This is a genomic window from Agrobacterium tumefaciens (genome assembly GCA_025560025.1).
In the GTDB taxonomy this organism is placed as follows: Bacteria; Pseudomonadota; Alphaproteobacteria; order Rhizobiales; family Rhizobiaceae; genus Agrobacterium.
The window spans coordinates 1,360,021-1,379,227 of record CP048486.1; the positions used below are offsets into that span (position 1 = coordinate 1,360,021).

A 19,207-nucleotide genomic window follows, 5' to 3' on the forward strand; every position below is an offset into this window, starting at 1 on the left:
TTCGATCAGAAAGGGGCATCCGTTTATTCCTCCTCAAAGGCCGCTCAAGCGTCGAGGAACTGACCGATCATGAAAATAACCGCTGTCGAACCTTTCATCCTGCATCTGCCGCTGACTTCGGAGTCGATTTCCGATTCCACCCACAGCATCACTCACTGGGGCGTCGTCGGCGCAAAAATCACCACCAGTGACGGTCTCGAGGGCTATGGGTTCACCGGCACCCATGCACATTTGCCATCCGACAGGCTGATCACATCCTGCATCAGCGATTGTTATGCGCCCCTGCTGGTGGGGGAGGACGCCTCCGACCATTCGCGGCTCTGGATGAAACTTGCCCGTTACCCCGCATTGCAATGGGTTGGCCGTGCAGGCATCACGCATCTGGCGCTGGCCGCGGTCGACGTGGCGCTCTGGGATTTGAAGGCGAAAAAGGCGGGCGTGCCGCTCTGGCATTACCTGGGCGGCGCGCGCACGGCCGGCGTGGAAGCCTATAATACCGATATCGGCTGGCTTTCCTTCACGCTGGAGAAGCTGCTGGCGGGCAGCGCCAAGGCGGTGGAGGAAGATGGCTTCACCCGCCTGAAGCTCAAGGTCGGGCATGACGATCCGAATATCGACATTGCGCGTCTCGCCGCCGTCCGCAAACGCGTCGGCTCTTCCGTCAGGATTGCGATTGACGGCAATGGCAAGTGGGACCTGCCGACCTGCCAGCGCTTCTGCGCGGCGGCGAAAGATCTCGATATCTACTGGTTCGAGGAGCCGCTCTGGTATGACGATGTCACGAGCCATGCGCGGCTGGCGCGGAATACGTCCATTCCCATCGCGCTTGGGGAGCAGCTTTATACGGTGGATGCGTTCCGCTCATTCATCGATGCGGGTGCGGTTGCCTATGTCCAACCGGATGTGACCCGGCTCGGCGGCATCACCGAATATATCCAGGTCGCCGACCTTGCACTCGCCCATCGCCTGCCCGTCGTGCCGCATGCCGGCGAGATGAGCCAGGTGCATGTGCACCTGAGCTACTGGCATCCGGCCTCGACCATTCTCGAATATATTCCGTGGATCAAGGATCATTTCGAAGAACCGATCCATGTTCGCGACGGCGTTTACAAGCGGCCCGAGCTTCCGGGCGCCAGCACCACGCCTCTGGTCGAAAGCATTGCCCGCTATGGCAAGGCTGTGAAATGAGCAGCGATACACAGCCCGGATTTTAAGGGAGGGAAGCCCGTCCTCCGTCATGCCGGACTAGATCCGGCATCCAGCCACGGCGCGTCTGCGCCGTGAAAAGAGTCTCTTGCGATCAAGGACTTGATCGCGCTGGACCCCGGATCAAGTCCGGGGTGACGGAGTGTGGATTATGTAGGTTTGCCAGACCTAGCGCCAGCCAAGTGCGGGCGCCACCTGCTTCAGGATCGTCTCGATCACATGGGCGTTGTATTCGACGCCCAGCTGGTTAGGTACGGTGAGGAGCAGCGTGTCGGCCTCGGCGATGGCCTCGTCGGCTTTCAGCTGTTCGATCAGTTTTTCAGGCTCGGCGGCATAGCTGCGCCCGAAGATCGCGCGCGTCTTGTCGTCGATATAACCGATCTTGTCGTCACCCTCGTTGCCGTAACCGAAATAGGACCGGTCGCGGTCATTGACGAGAGCGAAGATGCTGCGGCTGACCGAAACACGGGGTTCGCGGGTGTGGCCTGCTTCCTTCCAGGCTTCCCGGAAGGTGCGGATCTGTTGCGCCTGCTGGACATGGAAGGGCTCGCCCGTTTCGTCCGTCTTCAGGGTGGAGCTTTGCAGGTTCATGCCAAGCTTCGCCGCCCACACTGCCGTGGCGTTGGAACTGGAACCCCACCAGATGCGCTCGCGCAGCCCTTCGGAATGCGGCTCCAGCCGCAACAGGCCGGGCGGGTTCGGGAACATCGGGCGCGGGTTCGGCTCAGCGAAACCTTCGCCCTTCAAGAGTTCGAGGAAGACCTCGGTATGCTGCCGCGCCATATCCTCTTCGCTCTGGCCTTCAGCGGGGCGGTAACCGAAATAACGCCAGCCGTCGATCACCTGTTCCGGCGAACCGCGGCTGATGCCGAGTTGCAGGCGGCCGCCGGCGATAAGATCGGCAGAACCCGCATCTTCAGCCATGTAGAACGGGTTTTCATAACGCATGTCGATGACGCCGGTGCCGATCTCGATGCTTTTCGTTCTGGCGCCCACTGCGGCCAGAAGCGGGAAGGGTGAAGCCAGCTGACGGGCGAAATGATGCACGCGGAAATAGGCGCCGTCGGCTCCCAGCTCTTCCGCCGCGACAGCGAGGTCGATCGATTGCAGCAGCGTGTCGGCAGCCGAGCGGGTCTGCGACTGGGGCGAGGGCGTCCAGTGGCCGAAGGATAAAAATCCGATCTTTTTCATGATGACCTTCCAGATGTCGGAGGATGCCGGCTTTCACAAACCGGCTTCGTTGTTGTCAGTCATATAGGCAATGGCGCGCATCCTCCAATCCGCCGCCCGTAAACACGGTGTCGCCGAAATGTGAACGATGGCTGCTTTAGGCAATCGTCCTGCGGTCGAGGATGAAGAGATTTTCGTGGGCGCGCGCGGTGGTGAGGATGAAGTCCATCAGCGAGCGGACGCGCGGCACGTTGGCAAAGTCCTGATGGCTCGTCAGCCAGTAGCCCCGTCGCAGTTCCACTTCCCCGGCAAGCACCATCTGCAAATCGGGAAAGCGCGCGGCGATGAAATTCGGCAATATGCAAAGGCCACGGCCGCTGAGAGTAGCGGTCAGCTGGGCAAAAATGCTTGATGACTGGAAGTTGGGTCTGAGGCCGGGCAGCACGTCGCGCATATAGTCGAGACCCGGCGAAAAGATCAGGTCCTGCACGTAACCGATAAAGAAATGATCGAGCAGATCCTCGCGCTTGGTGATTTTCGGTCGCCCGGCGAGATAGGAACGCGAGGCATAGATATGCAGCGTGTAATCGATGATCTGTTCGTTGATATAGGGACCGGCCTTCGGTGGGTCGAGCGTGACCGCCACGTCGGCCTCCTTTCTCGACAGCGCCATGATCTGCTGGATCGTCACCATTTCCACCATGATGTGGGGATGCGTGATGGCGAAGTCCTTCAGCCTTTCAACGAAGAAAAAATTGGAAAAACCTTCCGGTGCGCTGAGCCGCACCACGCCGCGCAGCAGGCTGCCGCTTTCGGAAATATCCGATTGCAGTCTTTCCGCTTCCGCCTCGATACGCTCGACCGTATCCACCAGCCGCCGGCCGACGGTCGTGAGTTCATAACCGCGCGGGTTTCGCTCGAACAGCTTGGTTTTAAGCGAGAATTCCAGCCGGTCGATATGGCGGGAGACGGTGGCGTGGCTGGTGCGCAGGCTTCTGGCTGCCGATGAGAGCTGCCCGGTGCGGGCTACGGCCAGAAAATATTGCAGGTCGTCCCAGGTGAAAGGGGTGGCCATTTTCGTCTCCCATCAAGAGTTCTGTTCAAAAATGAACAGTTCCTGTTCGCAATTTGATGATGCCCCGCTCTTGTGTCAACGGCCGAATTCGAGAAGTCTAGGCTCAGGATGCACCGCTTTGAGGAGGGCGGTGTGACCATTCGGGTGCAATGGCATGGAAGCCCGCAGGCGGTTTCGTTCACCGTTGCACAGACCCATCTGAGGCTCGCAATCATCTCTGGGAGGAGAAGTCATGCGCAAGAGTATTCTTTTATCCACGGCCATGGTCCTAGCCGCGGGCACCGCCGCTTATGCCGCCGAGATTTCCGACGGCAAGGTCAAGATCGGCATCCTGAACGACCAGTCGGGCGTCTATGCCAATTTCGGCGGCAAATATTCTTACGAGGCCGCGAAGATGGCGGTCGAGGATTTCGGCGGCAAGGTGCTCAATGCGCCGGTGGAAGTGGTGACCGCCGACCACCAGAACAAGGCGGATGTCGCCTCCAATATCGCCCGCCAATGGTACGACACCGAACAGGTCGATTCGATCATGGAATTGACGTCGTCCTCGGTGGGCCTCGCCGTACAGGCGCTTTCCAAGGACAAGAAGAAGATTACCGTCAATACGGGTGCGGCAACCACCGAGCTGACGGGCAAACAATGCAGCCCCTATGGTTTCCATTGGGCCTATGACACCTATTCGCTGGCAGTCGGCACCGGCGGCGCGCTTGTCAAGCAGGGCGGCGACAGCTGGTTCTTCCTGACCGCAGACTATGCCTTCGGTTATTCGCTGGAAGAAAACACCGGCAATTTCGTCAAGGCCAATGGCGGCAAGGTGCTGGGTTCCGTGCGCCATCCGCTGGCCACGACGGATTATTCCTCCTTCCTGCTGCAGGCGCAGTCTTCGGGCGCGAAGGTCATAGGCCTTGCCAATGCCGGTCTCGATACCTCCAACGCCATCAAGCAGGCGGCCGAATTCGGTATCGTGGCGGGCGGCCAGCGGCTTGCGGCGCTTCTCTTCACGCTTGCCGAAGTCCACGGCCTCGGTCTGGAAGCGGCTCAAGGGTTGACGCTGACGGAAGGTTTTTATTGGGACCGCGACGATGAATCGCGCAAGTTCGGTGAACGTTTCAAGGAACGCACTGGCGCCATGCCGAACATGGTTCATGCCGGCACTTACTCTGCCGTGCTGCACTACCTGAAGGCCATCGAAAAGGCCGGTACGGATGATGCCGATGCCGTCGCCAAGGCCATGAAGGAAATGCCGGTCAACGACGTTTTCTCGAAGGACGGCCGTGTGGCCGCCAATGGCCGCATGATCCACGACATGTATCTCATGGAAGTGAAGAAGCCGGAGGAAAGCAAGCAGCCGTGGGATTATTACAAGGTACTTGCCACCATCCCCGGCAAGGAAGCCTTCATGGACCCCGCAAAGAGCGGTTGCCCGCTGGTAACGCAGTAAAGAAGAATAAAAAGGGGAAAGCTTGATGACGATCGCTCCCGCCCTTGCCGGGCAGGCCGAACCTCGCGTCGTTCTTTCGGCGCGCGGTCTCTCCAAGACCTTCGGCGCATTCGCGGCCGTGAAAAACGTCGATCTCGACGTCCACCATGCCCGCGTGCATGCGCTTATCGGTCCGAACGGTGCCGGCAAAACCACGGTCTTCAACCTGTTGACCAAGTTTCTCCAGCCGACAGGCGGGGCGATCACCTTCATGGGAACGGACATAACAAGGACGCCGCCGGACAAGGTGGCGCGTCTCGGCCTCGTCAGGTCTTTCCAGATATCGGCGGTGTTTCCGCATCTGACGGTTCTGGAAAACGTGCGGGTGGCGTTGCAGCGGCCCAACAGCCTTGCAACGCAGTTCTGGCTGCCGCTCTCCTCGCTCGACAGGCTGAACGCCCGCGCCGAGGAGCTGATCGCCATGGTCGGCCTGACACGAGAAAAACATGCGCTTGCGGCCGATCTTTCTTACGGCCGCAAGCGGGTCCTCGAAATCGCCACCACGCTGGCGCTCGATCCGAAGGTTCTGCTGCTCGATGAACCGATGGCAGGCATGGGCGGCGAGGATGTCGCCCACGTCGCCGAACTCATCCGTGAGGTGGCAAAGACACGCGCGGTGCTGATGGTCGAACACAATCTGAAAGTCGTGGCCGATATTTGCCACCACGTCACGGTCCTGCAACGCGGTGAAATTCTGGCGGAGGGCGATTATGCCGCTGTTGCCGCCGATCCGCGTGTGCGCACGGCCTATATGGGCACGGAGGAGGCTTGATATGGCGGCAATGCTCGAAGTCTCCAACCTGAAATCCTGGTATGGCGAAAGCCAGGCGCTGCACGGTGTCGATCTGACGGTCGGCGAGGGTGAAACCATCACCATTCTCGGCCGCAACGGCGTGGGGAAGACCACGACGCTGCGCACCATCATGGGCATCATCCGCAACCGCAAGGGTTCCATCAAGCTCGGCGGCAAGGATATGATGCCGGTGCCGCTGCATCGAACTGCGAAATACGGCCTTGGTTTCGTGCCGGAAGAGCGCGGCATCTTCGCGACGCTGAGCGTCGAGGAAAATCTGAAGCTGCCGCCCGTCGTCGCATCCGGCGGCATGACTCTCGATGAGATATACGAGCTGTTTCCCAATCTTTATGAACGTCGGGCGAGCCCCGGCACGAAGCTCTCCGGTGGCGAGCAGCAGATGCTGGCCATGGCGCGCATCCTGCGCACCGGGGTGAAGGTGCTGCTGCTTGATGAACCGACCGAGGGACTTGCCCCTGTTATCGTCCAGCGCATCGGCGAGGTGCTGAAGACACTGAAGAGCCGCGGCATGACCGTGGTTCTGGTCGAGCAGAATTTCCGTTTCGCCAGCCGCATCGCCGACCGCTTCTACCTGATGGATCATGGCCAGATGGTCGGCAATTTTCCGGTGGGCGAGCTTTCCGGCCGCATGGGCGAACTCAACAAGGTGCTGGGGGTTTAACGATGACGATGATCTTCGGCGTTCCAATTCAGGCACTGCTCGGGCAATTGCTGATCGGCCTCATCAACGGTTCGTTTTATGCCCTGCTGTCGCTTGGCCTTGCCGTCATTTTCGGCCTGTTGCGTGTCATCAATTTTGCGCATGGCGCGCAATATATGCTCGGCGCTTTTGTGGCCTTCCTCGGCCTGCAATATTTCGGCATCAATTTCTGGGTGGCGCTGGTGGTGACGCCGCTTGTCGTGGCGCTTCTCGGTGCGATCGTCGAACGTCTCATGCTGTCACGGCTTTACGATCTCGATCCGCTTTATGGGCTGCTCTTCACTTTCGGCCTGGCGCTGGTGGTGGAAGGCACGTTCCGCTGGCTTTATGGCGCTGCGGGCCAACCCTATTCGGTTCCGCCGCAGCTTGCCGGCGGCACCAATCTCGGCTTCATGTTCCTGCCGAACTACCGCGCTTTCGTCGTCGTCATTTCGCTGGTCGCCTGCATTGCGACATGGGCGCTGATCGAAAAAACAAGACTCGGCTCCTATCTGCGGGCCGCGACGGAAAACCCGACGCTGGTGCAGGCTTTCGGCATCAACGTGCCGGTACTGCTGACGCTGACCTACGCGCTGGGTGCCGGCCTTGCAGGCTTCACCGGCGTGCTGGCGGCGCCCATCTATCAGGTCTCGCCGCTGATGGGCACCAACCTCATCATCGTCGTTTTTGCCGTGGTCGTGGTTGGCGGCATGGGGTCGATCATGGGTGCCATTGTCACCGGTTACATGCTCGGCATTGCGGAGGGCCTTACCAAGGTGTTCTACCCGGAAGCCTCCAACATCGTCATTTTCGTCATCATGGCCTTTGTGCTGCTCATCCGCCCCGCCGGACTTTTCGGAAAGGACGCCTGATATGTCCAAAGCCACCCATAGCCCCACCGCCGGAGCAATGCCGCAGACGGAGGTTTCGACGACTGCCGGCACCATCAAGACCGTGCTTATTCTCGCAGGGCTTGCCGTTCTCATCGCCGCGCCGATGTTCGTTTATCCGATCTTTCTGATGAAGCTGCTGTGCTTTGCGCTGTTTGCCTGCGCCTTCAACCTCCTGATCGGTTACACGGGCCTTCTGTCCTTCGGCCATGCCGCGTTTTTCGGCGGTGCAGCCTATTTCACCGCCTATTCGGTGAAAGAATGGGGCGTGACGCCGGAGATCGGCCTTGTCATCGGCATGGCGGGTGCGGCGCTGCTCGGTCTTGTCATCGGCTTTTTCGCCATCCGCCGCCAGGGCATCTATTTCGCCATGATCACGCTGGCGCTGTCGCAGATGTTTTATTTCTTCTGCCTTCAGGCGCCGTTCACCCATGGTGAGGATGGCTTGCAGGGCGTGCCGCGCGGCCATCTCTTCGGCCTTCTCGATCTCAACGCGCCGCTCAACATCTATTATACGGTGCTGGCCGCCTTTGTGTTGGCGCTTCTGGTCATCTGGCGTTTCGTCAACTCGCCCTTCGGCATGATCCTGAAATCGATCCGCGAAAACGAGCAACGCGCCATTTCGCTGGGCTACAGCGTGCAGCGCTACAAGCTCGGTGCTTTCGTGATGTCGGCGACGCTGGCCGGTCTTGCGGGCGGTCTGAAGGCGCTGGTCTTCCAGTTCGCAACGCTGACGGATGTGACCTGGCAGATGTCCGGCGAAGTAATCCTGATGACGCTGCTCGGCGGCATCGGCACCATGATTGGCCCGATTTTTGGCGCGGGCCTTGTCGTCACCCTGCAAAACTATCTCGCGACATCGGATTTCCCGGTTACCATCATTACCGGCCTCGTTTTCATGGCCTGCGTTCTGGTGTTCCGACGGGGTCTTATCGGCGAATTCTACGCGTCGCGGCTTGGGAGAAAACTCGGCTTCCAGCACCGCGGCTAAACATTTTTTGAAAACACTGGAAAGGCCTCCCCCGCGTCCGGGACGACGCGGCAAGGGCGGCGTATGGAGAAGAGTATGGGCGAATATGACTATATCGTCATCGGAGCGGGGAGTGCCGGATGCGTTCTCGCCAACCGCCTTTCGAAAGATCCGAACAACCGCGTGCTGCTGCTGGAAGCGGGCGGCAACGATAATTACCACTGGATCCATATTCCGGTCGGTTATCTCTATTGCATCAACAATCCGCGCACCGACTGGTGTTTCAAGACGGCGGAAGAGCCGGGGCTCAACGGCCGCTCGCTGATCTATCCGCGCGGCAAGGTGCTTGGCGGCTGCTCCTCCATCAACGGCATGATCTATATGCGCGGCCAGGCGCGCGATTACGATATGTGGCGGCAGCTCGGCTGCGAGGGCTGGGGATGGAACGATATCCTGCCCTATTTCCTGAAGTCGGAAGACTTTTATCGCGGCAAGAACGAGATGCATTCCGCCGGCGGCGAATGGCGCGTGGAAAAGGCCCGTGTGCGCTGGGATGTGCTGGATGCTTTCCAGAAGGCGGCGGGCGAGGCGGGCATTCCCACGACCGATGATTTCAACCGGGGCGACAATGAGGGTGCCGGTTATTTCGACGTCAACCAGCGGGCGGGCTGGCGCTGGAACACGGCGAAAGCCTTCCTGAAACCGGCGCTTGGCCGCAAGAACCTGACGGTTCTGACCAAGGCCCATGTCAAGCGCCTGATCATCGAAGAAGGCCGTGTTACCGGCGTCGAGTTTCACCATGACGGCGTCTTGAAAACGATGCGGGCTCGGCGTGAGACGGTGCTGTCCGCCGGTGCCATTGGCTCGCCGCATATTCTGGAGCTTTCCGGCGTTGGCCGTGGCGATGTGTTGCAGGCGGCCGGTATCGACACAGTAGCGGAGGTTCAGGGTGTGGGTGAAAATCTGCAGGACCATCTGCAACTGCGCATGGTCTATAAGGTCTCCGGCGTCCTGACGCTGAATGAAAGGGCTTCCACCCTGTTCGGCAAGGCGCGGATCGGCCTCGAATATGCACTGACGCGCTCCGGGCCGATGTCGATGGCGCCGAGCCAGCTCGGTGTCTTCACCCGTTCGTCACCCGAGAAGGAAACCGCTGATCTGGAATATCATGTCCAGCCGGTTTCACTCGACAAGTTCGGCGATCCGGTTCACACTTTTCCGGCCATTACCGCAAGTGTCTGCAATCTGCGGCCGGAAAGCCGGGGCTCAGTGCATGTGAAAGGACCGGATTTCGCCATGCAACCGGAAATCCGCCCGAACTATCTTTCCACCGAAGGCGACCGCCAGGTGGCCATCGATTCCATGCGGCTGACGCGCCGCATCGTCGCCCAGCCGGCCTTTGCGCGGTTCAAGCCGCAGGAATACAAGCCGGGTCCCTCCTTCGAAAACGACAATGATCTTGCAAAGGCCGCGGGCGATATCGGCACCACCATCTTTCACCCCGTCGGCACGCTGCGCATGGGGTCGGATATGGAAAGCGTGGTCGATGCGCGGCTGAAATTCCGCCGGCTCGCCGGGTTGCGCGTCGCCGATGCATCAGTGATGCCGCGTATCACATCCGGAAATACCAATTCCCCGACGATCATGATTGCCGAAAAGGCCGCCGACATGATCCTTGCGGATAATCGCTGAAAGGAGCGCTCCGATGAAGACCGTCGCTTTTATCGGGCTGGGACATATGGGCCTGCCCATGGCCGCCAATCTCGTCAAGGCCGGATATGCCGTCAGGGGTCACGATCTTTCCGAAGCCTGCCGCGCGGCGGCGAGAGAGGCGGGCATTCCCGTTGCCGCGGATTCCGCCGAGGCCATCGAAGCGGCTGACGTGATCATCACCATGCTGCCGAAGGGCGAACATGTCGTGTCGGTCTATGGCGATCTGGTTCGGAAAATCCCTGCTGGAACGCTGCTCATCGATTGCTCGACGGTGGATATGGAAAGCGCGCTTAAGGCGCATGAACTGGCTGCTTCCGCCGGTTGCCCCTCGGTCGATGCGCCCGTTTCCGGCGGGACGGGCGGGGCTGCGGCGGGCACCCTGACCTTCATGTGCGGCGGCGAGGCTGAGGCCTTCTCTGCGGCAAAGCCGGTGCTGGAGGCGATGGGCAAGAAGATCGTGCATTGCGGCAAGGGCGGTAACGGCCAGGCGGCCAAGATCTGCAACAACATGATCCTCGGCATTTCCATGATCGCCGTTTCCGAAGCCTTCGTGCTGGGCGAAAAACTCGGGCTTTCGCATCAGGCGCTGTTCGATGTCGCCTCCACCTCCTCCGGGCAATGCTGGTCGCTCACCACCTATTGCCCGGTGCCGGGCCCGGTGCCGACATCGCCCGCCAACAAGGAATACCATCCCGGATTTGCAGCGGCCCTGATGCTGAAGGATCTGAAGCTTTCGCAGGAGGCCGCGAATGGAGCCGGGGCCTCCACCCCACTCGGTGCGGCGGCGGCGGCGCTTTACGAGAACTTCGTCGATGAGGGGAGCGGCGGGCGTGATTTTTCCGCCATCGTCGAAATGCTGCGCGGGAGCGAAGCATGACGGACGCCGCGCCATCCGACATCTTATGGGTGCCGCCGGAGAAGAGGCTGGAGCGTTCGGCGCTTTTCGCCTTCGCCACGAAAACGGCAAAGCTGCACGGGCAGGCCGCCAATGACTATGCCGGCCTGCTGCGCTGGTCCATCGACGCGCCGGATGAATTTTACGATGCGCTGTGGGACGAACTCGGCATTATCGGCACGCGAGGCGATGTGGCATTCAAACCGGGCGCGACGATCCGGGAGGCCGAGTTCTATCCGGGCGCGAGGCTCAATTATGCGGAGAACCTTCTGCGCAATGCCGACGCGCGGCTGGCCATCATCGCCCATCGCGACGACGGCACAAGGCGCGAGATTACCCGCAGAGAGCTTTACGACGAAGTGTCCCGCATGGTGCAGGCGCTTGCCCATGCCGGTGTGAGGCAAGGCGACCGCGTCGGGGCCATCGTCACCCATGATATCGAGGCGATCGTCAGCTATCTGGCCGCGAGCGCCATCGGGGCGATCTGGTCGTCCTGCTCGCCGGATTTCGGCCCGGCGGGAGCCTCCGACCGCCTGTCGCAGATCGGCCCGAAAATCCTCATCGCCGTGCCGGAATATGGTTATGCCGGCAAGCGCATCGATGTCGGCCCGACCATCCGCGCCGTCGCGAAAAGTGCGGCTCCTGAAAAGATCGTGCTGATCGGCGACACCGTTCCCGAAAGCCTTGCCGATCTCGGCTGCGTGACGCTTACGGATTTCGTCGCGCCTTATGCGGCGGGCGAGATTGCCTTCAACCGTCTGCCCGTCAAGGCGCCGCTGGCGATCCTTTATTCCTCCGGCACCACCGGCAAGCCGAAATGCATCACCCATTCCGGCGGCGGTTTGCTTCTTCAGCACATGAAGGAGCTGAAGCTGCAATGCGATATTCAGGAAGGGGAGCGCTTCTTTTATTTCACCACCTGCGGCTGGATGATGTGGAACTGGCAGGTCTCCGGTCTGGCGCTCGGCGCAACGCTCATCACCTATGACGGCAATCCCGGTTATCCAACATCGGCGCGGCTGATCGATCTCATCGACGCCGAGCGGATCGCCACTTTCGGCACGTCGGCGAAGTTTATCGACGCCTGCCTGAAGGCCGGGCTGAAGCCGCGCGAAAGCCACGATCTTTCATCGCTGAGGACGATCCTTTCGACAGGCTCGCCGCTCATTCCGCAATCCTTCGATTATATCTATCGCGACTGGAAGGCCGACGTGCACCTCGCCTCTATTTCCGGCGGCACGGATATCTGCGCCTGTTTCCTCGGCGGCAACCCTTTGCAGCCCGTGCATCGCGGCGAATTGCAGGGTGCGATGCTCGGCATGGATATCGACACGCTGGATGATGAGGGACATTCCGTTCGTGGCGTTGCCGGCGAACTCGTCTGCCGCAATGCGCATCTGTCCATGCCGGTGAAGTTCTGGGGCGATGAGGATGGCTCGCGCTATCAGGCTGCCTATTTCGACCGGTTCCCCGGAATATGGGCGCATGGCGATTTCGCCGAGATGCGCCCTTCCGGCGGCTATGTTATCCATGGACGTTCGGACACGACGCTCAATCCCGGCGGGGTTCGCATCGGCACGGCCGAAATCTACCGGCAGGTGGAAACCGTGCCTGAAGTCGAAGAGGCCATTGCCGTGGGGCAGGATATCGAGGGCGACCAGCGGGTCATCCTCTTCCTGCGCATGAAGGGCGGTGCGGTTTTGACGGAAGAGCTGGAAAAAACGATCCGCAGCCGCATCCGTTCGGGTGCGACGCCGCGGCATGTGCCGGCAAGGATCATTGCCGTCAGCGCCATTCCCCGCACGCGTTCGGGCAAGATTTCCGAAATCGCGGTGCGTGACACCATCCATGGCCGGCCGGTGAAGAATGCCGATGCGCTCGCCAATCCCGAAGCGCTCGAACTTTTCCGCAACCTGCCGCAGCTGAAGGACTAGGCCGATGGAGGATCAACCGAAAACCGTGCTCGTCACGGGTTCCACCAGCGGCATCGGGCTCGCCATCGCCAAACGTTTCGCCGAGGCGGGGTATCTGGTTGCGGTGCATGGCATAGAGACGGCCGAGGAGGCGACGCAGGCGCTGGAGGCGGTCGCGAAGGTGGCGCGGCACAGGCCGGTCTATTTTGCCGCCAACCTCGCCAATTATGATGAAAGCGCCCATCTGCCGGAAACCGTCATCGCCGAATTCGGTCATATTGACGTCCTCGTCAATAATGCCGGCATCCAGAAAGTCGCGCCGATCGACGAGTTCGATTTTGCCGATTTCTCCCACATTGTCGCTATCTCGCTCGACAGTGCCTTTCATACGATCCGTGCGGCTTTGCCGGGCATGAAGGAAAGGGGTTGGGGCCGCATCGTCAACATCGCTTCCGCGCACGGCCTGCGTGCTTCGCCCTTCAAGGGACCCTATGTGGCGACCAAACATGCAGTGGTGGGCCTGACGAAAAGCGTGGCGCTGGAAGTGGCCGAACTCGGCATCACCTGCAACGCCATCTGCCCCGGTTATGTCTGGACGCCGCTTGTCGCCGCCCAGGTTGCCGATCAGGCGCGTGTGCATGGCATGAGCGAGGAGGATGTGGTGAAAAAGGTGATGCTTGCGCCGCAGCCGACCAGGCGGTTTGTGCAACCGGAAGAAGTGGCGGAAATGGCGCTTTATCTCTCCGGCGATATGGCGCGCTCCATCACCGGCACCACCATCTCCATCGATGGCGGCTGGACCGCGAAATAATTCTCGTGCACGCGCTTGAAGCGAACCGTCTCATCGGCTTCCGGCATTGTTGAGCGGTTTCAATCCTGTATAGTTTTCGTGGACGGCGGAGTCAGCGCCGTGTTCACGGAAAAGCGTCATGATGAACACAGGGTCTTTTGAAGCGCCGCTGGCGCGCTCGCGCTTCGACACGCGCCAGGTGCCGAAACGCGACGCCATGGGGCTTTGGCGGGATTCGATCAACGTGCTGTTCGATGCCCGGCTGCGTCGCCCGCAGGATGACGGTTTCTTCGCCAGCGTCGATGCGGCTTTCATCGGCAATGTCGCGCTCGGTCGCACCCAGTCCTCGGCGCAGGATTTCGACCGTTCGCGCCACAAGCTTGCCCGCGACGGCATGGACGGTTTTCTCCTGCAATTCTACGCCAGCGGACAAAGCATGTCGCGGCGTGGATCGGGCGAGACCGCGGGCCCCGGCGACCTCTATCTCATCGATATGGCGCAACCGTTGGCCACTGCGACGACAGACCATGACCATCTCAGCCTCGTCGTGCCGCGCCGGCTGCTGGAAGGCAGGCTTGTCGGTTCCGGCAATCATCATGAACGTGTGCTGCCGGCCGGTCTGCCGCTGGTATCGCTGCTGCGCGAAACGATGACGAGCATCTATCGTCATTTCGACGTGATGAACGCCAGTGAAGGCGCAGCCACGGTCTCGCCGCTTCTGGACCTTGCCGCAGCCGCCATCAACAATCATGTCGGGCACGACAATGCGCAGGGCGTGCAGCGGGCGCTCCGGGCATCCATCAGGCGCTATATCGACAATCACCTTCTCGATCCGGCCCTGTCGGTGGAAAGGGTCATGGGCGAATTCGGCGTATCACGGCGCACCGTCTATCGGCTTTTCGAGCCGCTGGGCGGGTTTTCGGCCTGCATCACCCATCGGCGTCTCGAACGTGCAATGGATTTCCTGCGGGCACCGCAATCGGCACATATGACGATTGCCGAGGTGGCGGCGTCTTATGGTTTCACCAATCCGGAAAATTTCAGCCGCGTCTTCAAGAAGACCTTCGGTCTTTCGCCGCGCCAGATGCGCCATTTCGCGTCGGAAAGCCGTGACGTCACGTCGGATATTCTGAAGCCTGATAGTGCGGAATGGACACGCTGGATCGTGCAGCTCGGCCGCTGATCACGCTTTGCCGAGCTCTATCTGACACTTTATGACGGTTTGTTGGCACAATTCGACCATTCGCTGCGGTTGCGTCGCAACGGGGATGTGCGACTCGTCCAGACGTGCCAAACAAGGGGAAGTTATTTTATCGATATATTGCCTGACAATCATGATGTTGAGAATTCCTGCTTTTCTGGACCTTTGGCGTGGATGGCGCCATGCGGTTAAAAGATACCTTTCCTTTTCCGGCACCCGCTTTCATGCGGGAACATTGCCCCCGCCGTCGGCGAATTCCGATAACCCGCCAGACGATATCCGGGAAACGGATGGCGGTGGAACACGCCTGCCGGTCTCCTGGCTCGGCCTCGGGCAAAGCTTCAGCGCGGTGGATGTGGCAGAGGATGAGCGCGCGGAGAGGCCCCGTTTGCCGGCCGAGTGCGGTTAAAGTCGTTCTCCGGCGATCTGGAACAAAACCCTGACCCAGGGGATTAAATCTGCAGGGTTACAGGGAGTGAAAGACATGGCCAGAGAAAATGCCCACTATCTCGACGGTCGGGATTCCCCGAAAAGCGAGACGGCAACACGGGCACGGCAAGGGTCCCAGGGACGGCCGGTGCTTGTCATTTTGATTGTCAGTGTACTTCTTGCGCTGGTGGTTTGGGCCGTCGTCGAATATTCGGTTTTCGAGCCTGATGAGAACCGGCCGCAAAATTCCCAGATGGAGACCTCACCTGCCCCGCAGGGCTCGACCGGCGCGTCGCAAAACCCATGACCACCATGCCGTGAAATTTTTCACGACAAATGAATGGTTCTTATGGAACCAGATCGCACCCGATTTCATTTCACGCAAAGTGACAGGAATCGGGGGTTTCATTCATGGCAGTCACCGTCACTGCGGTTATTCTCTCGCTGATCGGCCTTGCGCTGTTCGGCTTCGGCTCTCAGCTGGTCATGCTGGGCGGGAGCTTTTATTATGTCCTTTCCGGGCTGGCCTTCCTGTTGACGGCCATCCTGCTCTTCAAGCGCAATCGTGCAGCACTGCACGTCTATGCCGTCTTCATCGTCGCGACCCTTGCCTGGGCCGTCTGGGAAGTTGGTTTCGACTGGTGGCAGCTCGGTCCGCGTGGCGGCATCATCATTCTCATCGGCCTCTGGCTTCTGGTGCCCTGGGTCAGAAAACCACTTGGTTTTGCGAGCCCGACAGGCTTGCGTTACGGCCCGAATGCATGGCCGCTTGGGCTATCGGTTCTCGCCTCCATAGCAGTGGCCGGATATTCCATGGCGCAGGATCCGCATGACAAGCCGGGTTCCCTGCCACAGGAGACCGCATCTGCGGCACCCGTCTATGGCGGCAATGTGCCTGACGGTGACTGGCATCAATATGGTCGCACCCCCTATGGCCAGCGTTATTCGCCGCTGACCCAGGTCAATGTCGATAACGTCTCGCAGCTCAAGGAAGCCTGGCGTTACCAGACGGGCGACGTGAAGCTGCCCGATGATGTGGGTGAGACGACCTATCAGGTCACGCCGCTCAAGGTTGGCAACACGCTTTATATCTGCACGCCGCATAATTGGGCGATTGCCATCGATGCCGCCACCGGCAAGGAAAAGTGGAAATACGACCCGAATGTCGGCCTCAATCCCGACCGCCAGCACCAGACCTGCCGCGGCGTTTCCTATTATGCCGAGCCCAACGCCGCGCAGGGAACGGCCTGCGCCGAGCGCGTCTATCTGCCGACCTCCGATGCGCGGCTGATCGCACTCGATGCCGCAACCGGTCAGGTCTGCACGTCCTTTGCAGATCAGGGTGTCCTGCATCTTGAGCAGGGCATGAAATACAATCCCGCCGGTTATTATTATTCGACCTCGCCGCCGGTCATCGCCGCTGGCAAGATCATCATCGGCGGCGCGGTGAACGACAACTATTCCACGCAGGAACAGTCCGGCGTCATCCGTGCTTTCGATGTGAACAGCGGCGCTTTGATCTGGAACTGGGATTCCGGCAATCCGGAAAAGACCGAGCCGATTGCGGCGGGCGAGACCTATACGACCAACTCGCCGAACAGCTGGTCTGTTCTAAGCTATGACGAAGGTCTCGGCCTCGTCTATGTACCGCTCGGCAACCAGGTGCCGGATCAGCTCGGCATGGGGCGCAGCGAGAATGTGGAGAAATATTCCTCCTCCATCGTCGCGCTCGATATCAATACCGGCAAGGATCGCTGGGTGCGGCAGACAGTTCACCACGATCTGTGGGACATGGATGTTCCGGCCCAGCCGGTGCTTCTGGACATCACCAAGGACGGCCAGAGCGTTCCGGCGCTCGTCGGACCCACCAAGCAGGGCGATATCTACGTTCTCGACCGGCGTACCGGCGAACCGCTTCTGCCGATCACGGAAGAACCGGCGCCGGGCGGTGCCATCCCTGAAGACTTCACATCGCCGACGCAGCCGACGACGGCGCTGTCATTCAAGCCGGAGCCGCTGAAGGAAAAGGACATGTGGGGCGTCTCCATGTTCGATCAGCTCGCCTGCCGTATCCGCTTCCATCAATTGAACTACAAGGGTCGTTACACGCCGCCGTCGCTGACGGGGTCGATCATCTATCCCGGCAATTTCGGCACGTTCAACTGGGGCAGCGTGGCGGTCGATCCTGAACGTCAGGTCATGTTCGGCATGCCGACCTATCTCGCCTTCACCTCGAAGCTGGTTCCGCGCGACCAGATTCCGCCAAAGGGTCAGGACGAGAAGGGCAGCGAGCAGGGCTTGAACCGCAATGACGGCGCGCCCTATGGCGTCTTTATGGGGCCGTTTCTCGGTCCGTTGAAAATCCCCTGCCAGGCGCCGCCATGGGGCTATGTCGCAGGTGCTGACCTTCGCACCGGCGATATCGCCTACAAACACAAGAACGGCACGGTCTACGACATGACGCCGCTGCCACTGCCCTTCAAGGTGGGTGTGCCGGGCATCGGCGGGCCGATGATCACCAAGGGTGGCGTGGCCTTCCTCGGTGCGGCGGTCGACGACTATCTGCGGGCCTACGACCTCACTACCGGCAAGCAGCTCTGGGAAGCGCGTCTGCCGGCCGGTGGCCAGGCAACGCCGATGACCTATGCCCTGGAGGGCGGCAAGCAATATGTCGTGATGGTTGCCGGGGGGCACGGCTCGGTGGGAACCAAACCGGGCGACTATGTGATTGCCTATACCCTCCCATAGAACGGGTAGCCCTTAAGCAAAAAAAACCGGAATGGATGACCATTCCGGTTTTTTTAATTGTGCGGCTGAAACCTGTCATGCCGCTTTCTTCTGGGCCGCCGCATTGATCGAAGTCTTGGCAAGCGATGTCAGCGCATCGTCTGTTTTGGTTTCTTCCTTGAGCGTGGCGTCCAGCAGGGAAACGACGTTGGCGTGTCCCAGCTTTTCCGCCCATGCCTTTAGGGTGCCGTAACGCGCGATCTCATAATGTTCGACCGCCTGGGCCGACGAAATGAGACCGGCATCGAGAGCCGCCGTGCCCTTGAAGTCATCCATGATCTCCTCGCCCTCGGCGATGATGCCCTGGATAGCTTCGCAGGTCTTGCCCTGCGCCCGCTTGCCGATCATTTCGAACACTTCCTGCAGGCGTTCGATCTGTCCCTGCGTTTCTTCCTTGTGCTTTTCAAAGGCCTGTTTCAGCTTGGTATCGGTTGCTGCCCGCGCCATCTTCGGCAGGGCTTTGAGAATCTGCCTTTCGGCGTAATAGATATCCTTCAACGTGTCGTAAAACAGGTCGTCGAGTTTCTTCTCGGCCATTGGTCCTTCTCCCATGTGTGAAAGTGCGTGGCGTGCGCCCGCACGGGAGACAAACCCTTCGCAGCTCCCATGGTTCCGGCTCCGTTGCGCGCAACATTTATATTGCTGCAGGGAACCAACAGGCTTTCCCTAACTTACTGTGCTGAAATTTCGGGAGGAGACACGACTGTGCCCCAAAGCCTTGCAGAAGAATTTTCCATGAATATCTCCATTCCCTTCGAGGTGCTGGTGGTGCGCGTTTTTGGTGCGGTCATCCTGTGCGGCCTGATCGGTCTGGAGCGCGAATTTCACAAGAATACTGCCGGTCTTCGCACCAATATGCTGATCGGTCTTGCAGCGGTCACTTTCTGCGTCATCACCATCCATATGATGGAGACGATGGCGGAGGGTCATGAGGCCGCGCGGCTCGATCCCATCCGGCTGGTGGAGGCCGTGACGGCGGGCATCGCCTTTCTGGCGGCAGGTGTGGTCGTCTATACCAGGGGCGATGTCAAAGGTCTGACGACGGGGGCAAGCATGTGGCTCTCCGCGGCGATCGGCCTTGCCGCCGGTCTCGGCATGTGGCCGCTGGCCATTGTTGCCGCCGGCATCGGCATCCTCGTCTTGTGGACGCTGCGCCGCATACAGGTGGTGGCGGGCATCAAGGACGAATGAACGG

At 60.2% G+C, this 19,207-nt stretch carries 17 protein-coding genes; 14 read left to right on the forward strand and 3 right to left on the reverse strand.

All coding sequences use genetic code 11. The features are described 5' to 3' along the window. Nucleotides 1–69: 69 nt before the first annotated feature. Nucleotides 70–1,188, forward strand: coding sequence for a mandelate racemase/muconate lactonizing enzyme family protein (locus tag FY152_20220; GenBank protein UXS34455.1), 1,119 nt, complete (start codon nt 70–72; stop codon nt 1,186–1,188). 186 nt (nt 1,189–1,374) lie between these two features. Here the strand turns inward: FY152_20220 and FY152_20225 are convergent, their stop codons facing one another. Together FY152_20225 and FY152_20230 are read right to left on the reverse strand one after the other, a co-directional pair. Then, nucleotides 1,375–2,397, reverse strand: a complete 1,023-nt coding sequence (locus tag FY152_20225; GenBank protein ID UXS34456.1) for an LLM class flavin-dependent oxidoreductase — start codon at nt 2,395–2,397, stop codon at nt 1,375–1,377. 136 nt (nt 2,398–2,533) lie between these two features. Continuing rightward, the gene (locus FY152_20230) at nt 2,534–3,451 is read right to left on the reverse strand and encodes a LysR family transcriptional regulator (protein ID UXS34457.1); all 918 of its coding nucleotides are present in this window, start codon (nt 3,449–3,451) and stop codon (nt 2,534–2,536) included. Between the two features lie 232 nt (nt 3,452–3,683). Here FY152_20230 and FY152_20235 point away from each other — a divergent pair, with 232 nt between their 5' ends. From FY152_20235 to FY152_20290, 12 genes are all read left to right on the forward strand, one after another. Further along, a complete protein-coding gene (locus tag FY152_20235; GenBank protein UXS34458.1) occupies nt 3,684–4,892 on the forward strand; it encodes an ABC transporter substrate-binding protein in 1,209 nt (402 codons plus the stop codon). A gap of 25 nt (nt 4,893–4,917) precedes the next feature. Next, the gene (locus tag FY152_20240) at nt 4,918–5,703 is read left to right on the forward strand and encodes an ABC transporter ATP-binding protein (protein UXS34459.1); all 786 of its coding nucleotides are present in this window, start codon (nt 4,918–4,920) and stop codon (nt 5,701–5,703) included. Between the two features lies 1 nt (nt 5,704). Then, nucleotides 5,705–6,406, forward strand: a complete 702-nt coding sequence (locus FY152_20245) for an ABC transporter ATP-binding protein (GenBank protein ID UXS34460.1) — start codon at nt 5,705–5,707, stop codon at nt 6,404–6,406. Nucleotides 6,407–6,408: 2 nt separating this feature from the next. Then, nucleotides 6,409–7,296 (forward strand): branched-chain amino acid ABC transporter permease, encoded by an 888-nt coding sequence (locus tag FY152_20250; protein UXS34461.1) that lies wholly within the window; start codon nt 6,409–6,411, stop codon nt 7,294–7,296. Between the two features lies 1 nt (nt 7,297). Then, the gene (locus FY152_20255) at nt 7,298–8,305 is read left to right on the forward strand and encodes a branched-chain amino acid ABC transporter permease (GenBank protein UXS34462.1); all 1,008 of its coding nucleotides are present in this window, start codon (nt 7,298–7,300) and stop codon (nt 8,303–8,305) included. A gap of 75 nt (nt 8,306–8,380) precedes the next feature. Then, a complete protein-coding gene (locus FY152_20260) occupies nt 8,381–9,976 on the forward strand; it encodes a GMC family oxidoreductase (protein UXS34463.1) in 1,596 nt (531 codons plus the stop codon). Nucleotides 9,977–9,989: 13 nt separating this feature from the next. Next, nucleotides 9,990–10,874 carry a 3-hydroxyisobutyrate dehydrogenase gene (mmsB, locus tag FY152_20265; protein UXS34464.1) on the forward strand — a complete coding sequence of 295 codons (885 nt, stop codon included), beginning with the start codon at nt 9,990–9,992 and terminating at the stop codon, nt 10,872–10,874. After that, entirely contained in the window at nt 10,871–12,826 is a 1,956-nt protein-coding gene (locus tag FY152_20270; GenBank protein ID UXS34465.1) for an acetoacetate--CoA ligase, read from the forward strand. The genes mmsB and FY152_20270 overlap by 4 nt, the downstream gene beginning before the upstream one ends. A 4-nt stretch (nt 12,827–12,830) precedes the next feature. After that, nucleotides 12,831–13,616 (forward strand): 3-hydroxybutyrate dehydrogenase, encoded by a 786-nt coding sequence (locus FY152_20275; GenBank protein ID UXS34466.1) that lies wholly within the window; start codon nt 12,831–12,833, stop codon nt 13,614–13,616. A 118-nt stretch (nt 13,617–13,734) separates the two neighbouring features. Then, nucleotides 13,735–14,778, forward strand: a complete 1,044-nt coding sequence (locus tag FY152_20280) for a helix-turn-helix domain-containing protein (protein ID UXS34467.1) — start codon at nt 13,735–13,737, stop codon at nt 14,776–14,778. Nucleotides 14,779–15,280: 502 nt separating this feature from the next. After that, entirely contained in the window at nt 15,281–15,532 is a 252-nt protein-coding gene (locus tag FY152_20285) for a hypothetical protein (GenBank protein UXS34468.1), read from the forward strand. Nucleotides 15,533–15,636: 104 nt separating this feature from the next. Then, the gene (locus tag FY152_20290; GenBank protein UXS34469.1) at nt 15,637–17,973 is read left to right on the forward strand and encodes a glucose/quinate/shikimate family membrane-bound PQQ-dependent dehydrogenase; all 2,337 of its coding nucleotides are present in this window, start codon (nt 15,637–15,639) and stop codon (nt 17,971–17,973) included. 75 nt (nt 17,974–18,048) lie between these two features. Here FY152_20290 and FY152_20295 read toward each other — a convergent pair whose 3' ends face one another. Continuing rightward, entirely contained in the window at nt 18,049–18,549 is a 501-nt protein-coding gene (locus FY152_20295; GenBank protein UXS34470.1) for a ferritin-like domain-containing protein, read from the reverse strand. Nucleotides 18,550–18,717: 168 nt separating this feature from the next. On the opposite strand from FY152_20295, the gene FY152_20300 reads away from it, so the two are divergent. Further along, nucleotides 18,718–19,203, forward strand: a complete 486-nt coding sequence (locus FY152_20300; GenBank protein ID UXS34471.1) for an MgtC/SapB family protein — start codon at nt 18,718–18,720, stop codon at nt 19,201–19,203. The last annotated feature ends 4 nt before the right edge of the window (nt 19,204–19,207 follow it).

What these genes read in the sequence shown, in the direction of transcription:
- FY152_20220 (UXS34455.1), top strand. Translation starts at nt 70, where the DNA reads ATGAAAATAACCGCTGTCGAACCTTTCATCCTGCATCTGCCGCTGACT.
- FY152_20225 (UXS34456.1), bottom strand. Translation starts at nt 2,397, where the DNA reads ATGAAAAAGATCGGATTTTTATCCTTCGGCCACTGGACGCCCTCGCCC.
- FY152_20230 (UXS34457.1), bottom strand. Translation starts at nt 3,451, where the DNA reads ATGGCCACCCCTTTCACCTGGGACGACCTGCAATATTTTCTGGCCGTA.
- FY152_20235 (UXS34458.1), top strand. Translation starts at nt 3,684, where the DNA reads ATGCGCAAGAGTATTCTTTTATCCACGGCCATGGTCCTAGCCGCGGGC.
- FY152_20240 (UXS34459.1), top strand. Translation starts at nt 4,918, where the DNA reads ATGACGATCGCTCCCGCCCTTGCCGGGCAGGCCGAACCTCGCGTCGTT.
- FY152_20245 (UXS34460.1), top strand. Translation starts at nt 5,705, where the DNA reads ATGGCGGCAATGCTCGAAGTCTCCAACCTGAAATCCTGGTATGGCGAA.
- FY152_20250 (UXS34461.1), top strand. Translation starts at nt 6,409, where the DNA reads ATGACGATGATCTTCGGCGTTCCAATTCAGGCACTGCTCGGGCAATTG.
- FY152_20255 (UXS34462.1), top strand. Translation starts at nt 7,298, where the DNA reads ATGTCCAAAGCCACCCATAGCCCCACCGCCGGAGCAATGCCGCAGACG.
- FY152_20260 (UXS34463.1), top strand. Translation starts at nt 8,381, where the DNA reads ATGGGCGAATATGACTATATCGTCATCGGAGCGGGGAGTGCCGGATGC.
- mmsB (UXS34464.1), top strand. Translation starts at nt 9,990, where the DNA reads ATGAAGACCGTCGCTTTTATCGGGCTGGGACATATGGGCCTGCCCATG.
- FY152_20270 (UXS34465.1), top strand. Translation starts at nt 10,871, where the DNA reads ATGACGGACGCCGCGCCATCCGACATCTTATGGGTGCCGCCGGAGAAG.
- FY152_20275 (UXS34466.1), top strand. Translation starts at nt 12,831, where the DNA reads ATGGAGGATCAACCGAAAACCGTGCTCGTCACGGGTTCCACCAGCGGC.
- FY152_20280 (UXS34467.1), top strand. Translation starts at nt 13,735, where the DNA reads ATGATGAACACAGGGTCTTTTGAAGCGCCGCTGGCGCGCTCGCGCTTC.
- FY152_20285 (UXS34468.1), top strand. Translation starts at nt 15,281, where the DNA reads ATGGCCAGAGAAAATGCCCACTATCTCGACGGTCGGGATTCCCCGAAA.
- FY152_20290 (UXS34469.1), top strand. Translation starts at nt 15,637, where the DNA reads ATGGCAGTCACCGTCACTGCGGTTATTCTCTCGCTGATCGGCCTTGCG.
- FY152_20295 (UXS34470.1), bottom strand. Translation starts at nt 18,549, where the DNA reads ATGGCCGAGAAGAAACTCGACGACCTGTTTTACGACACGTTGAAGGAT.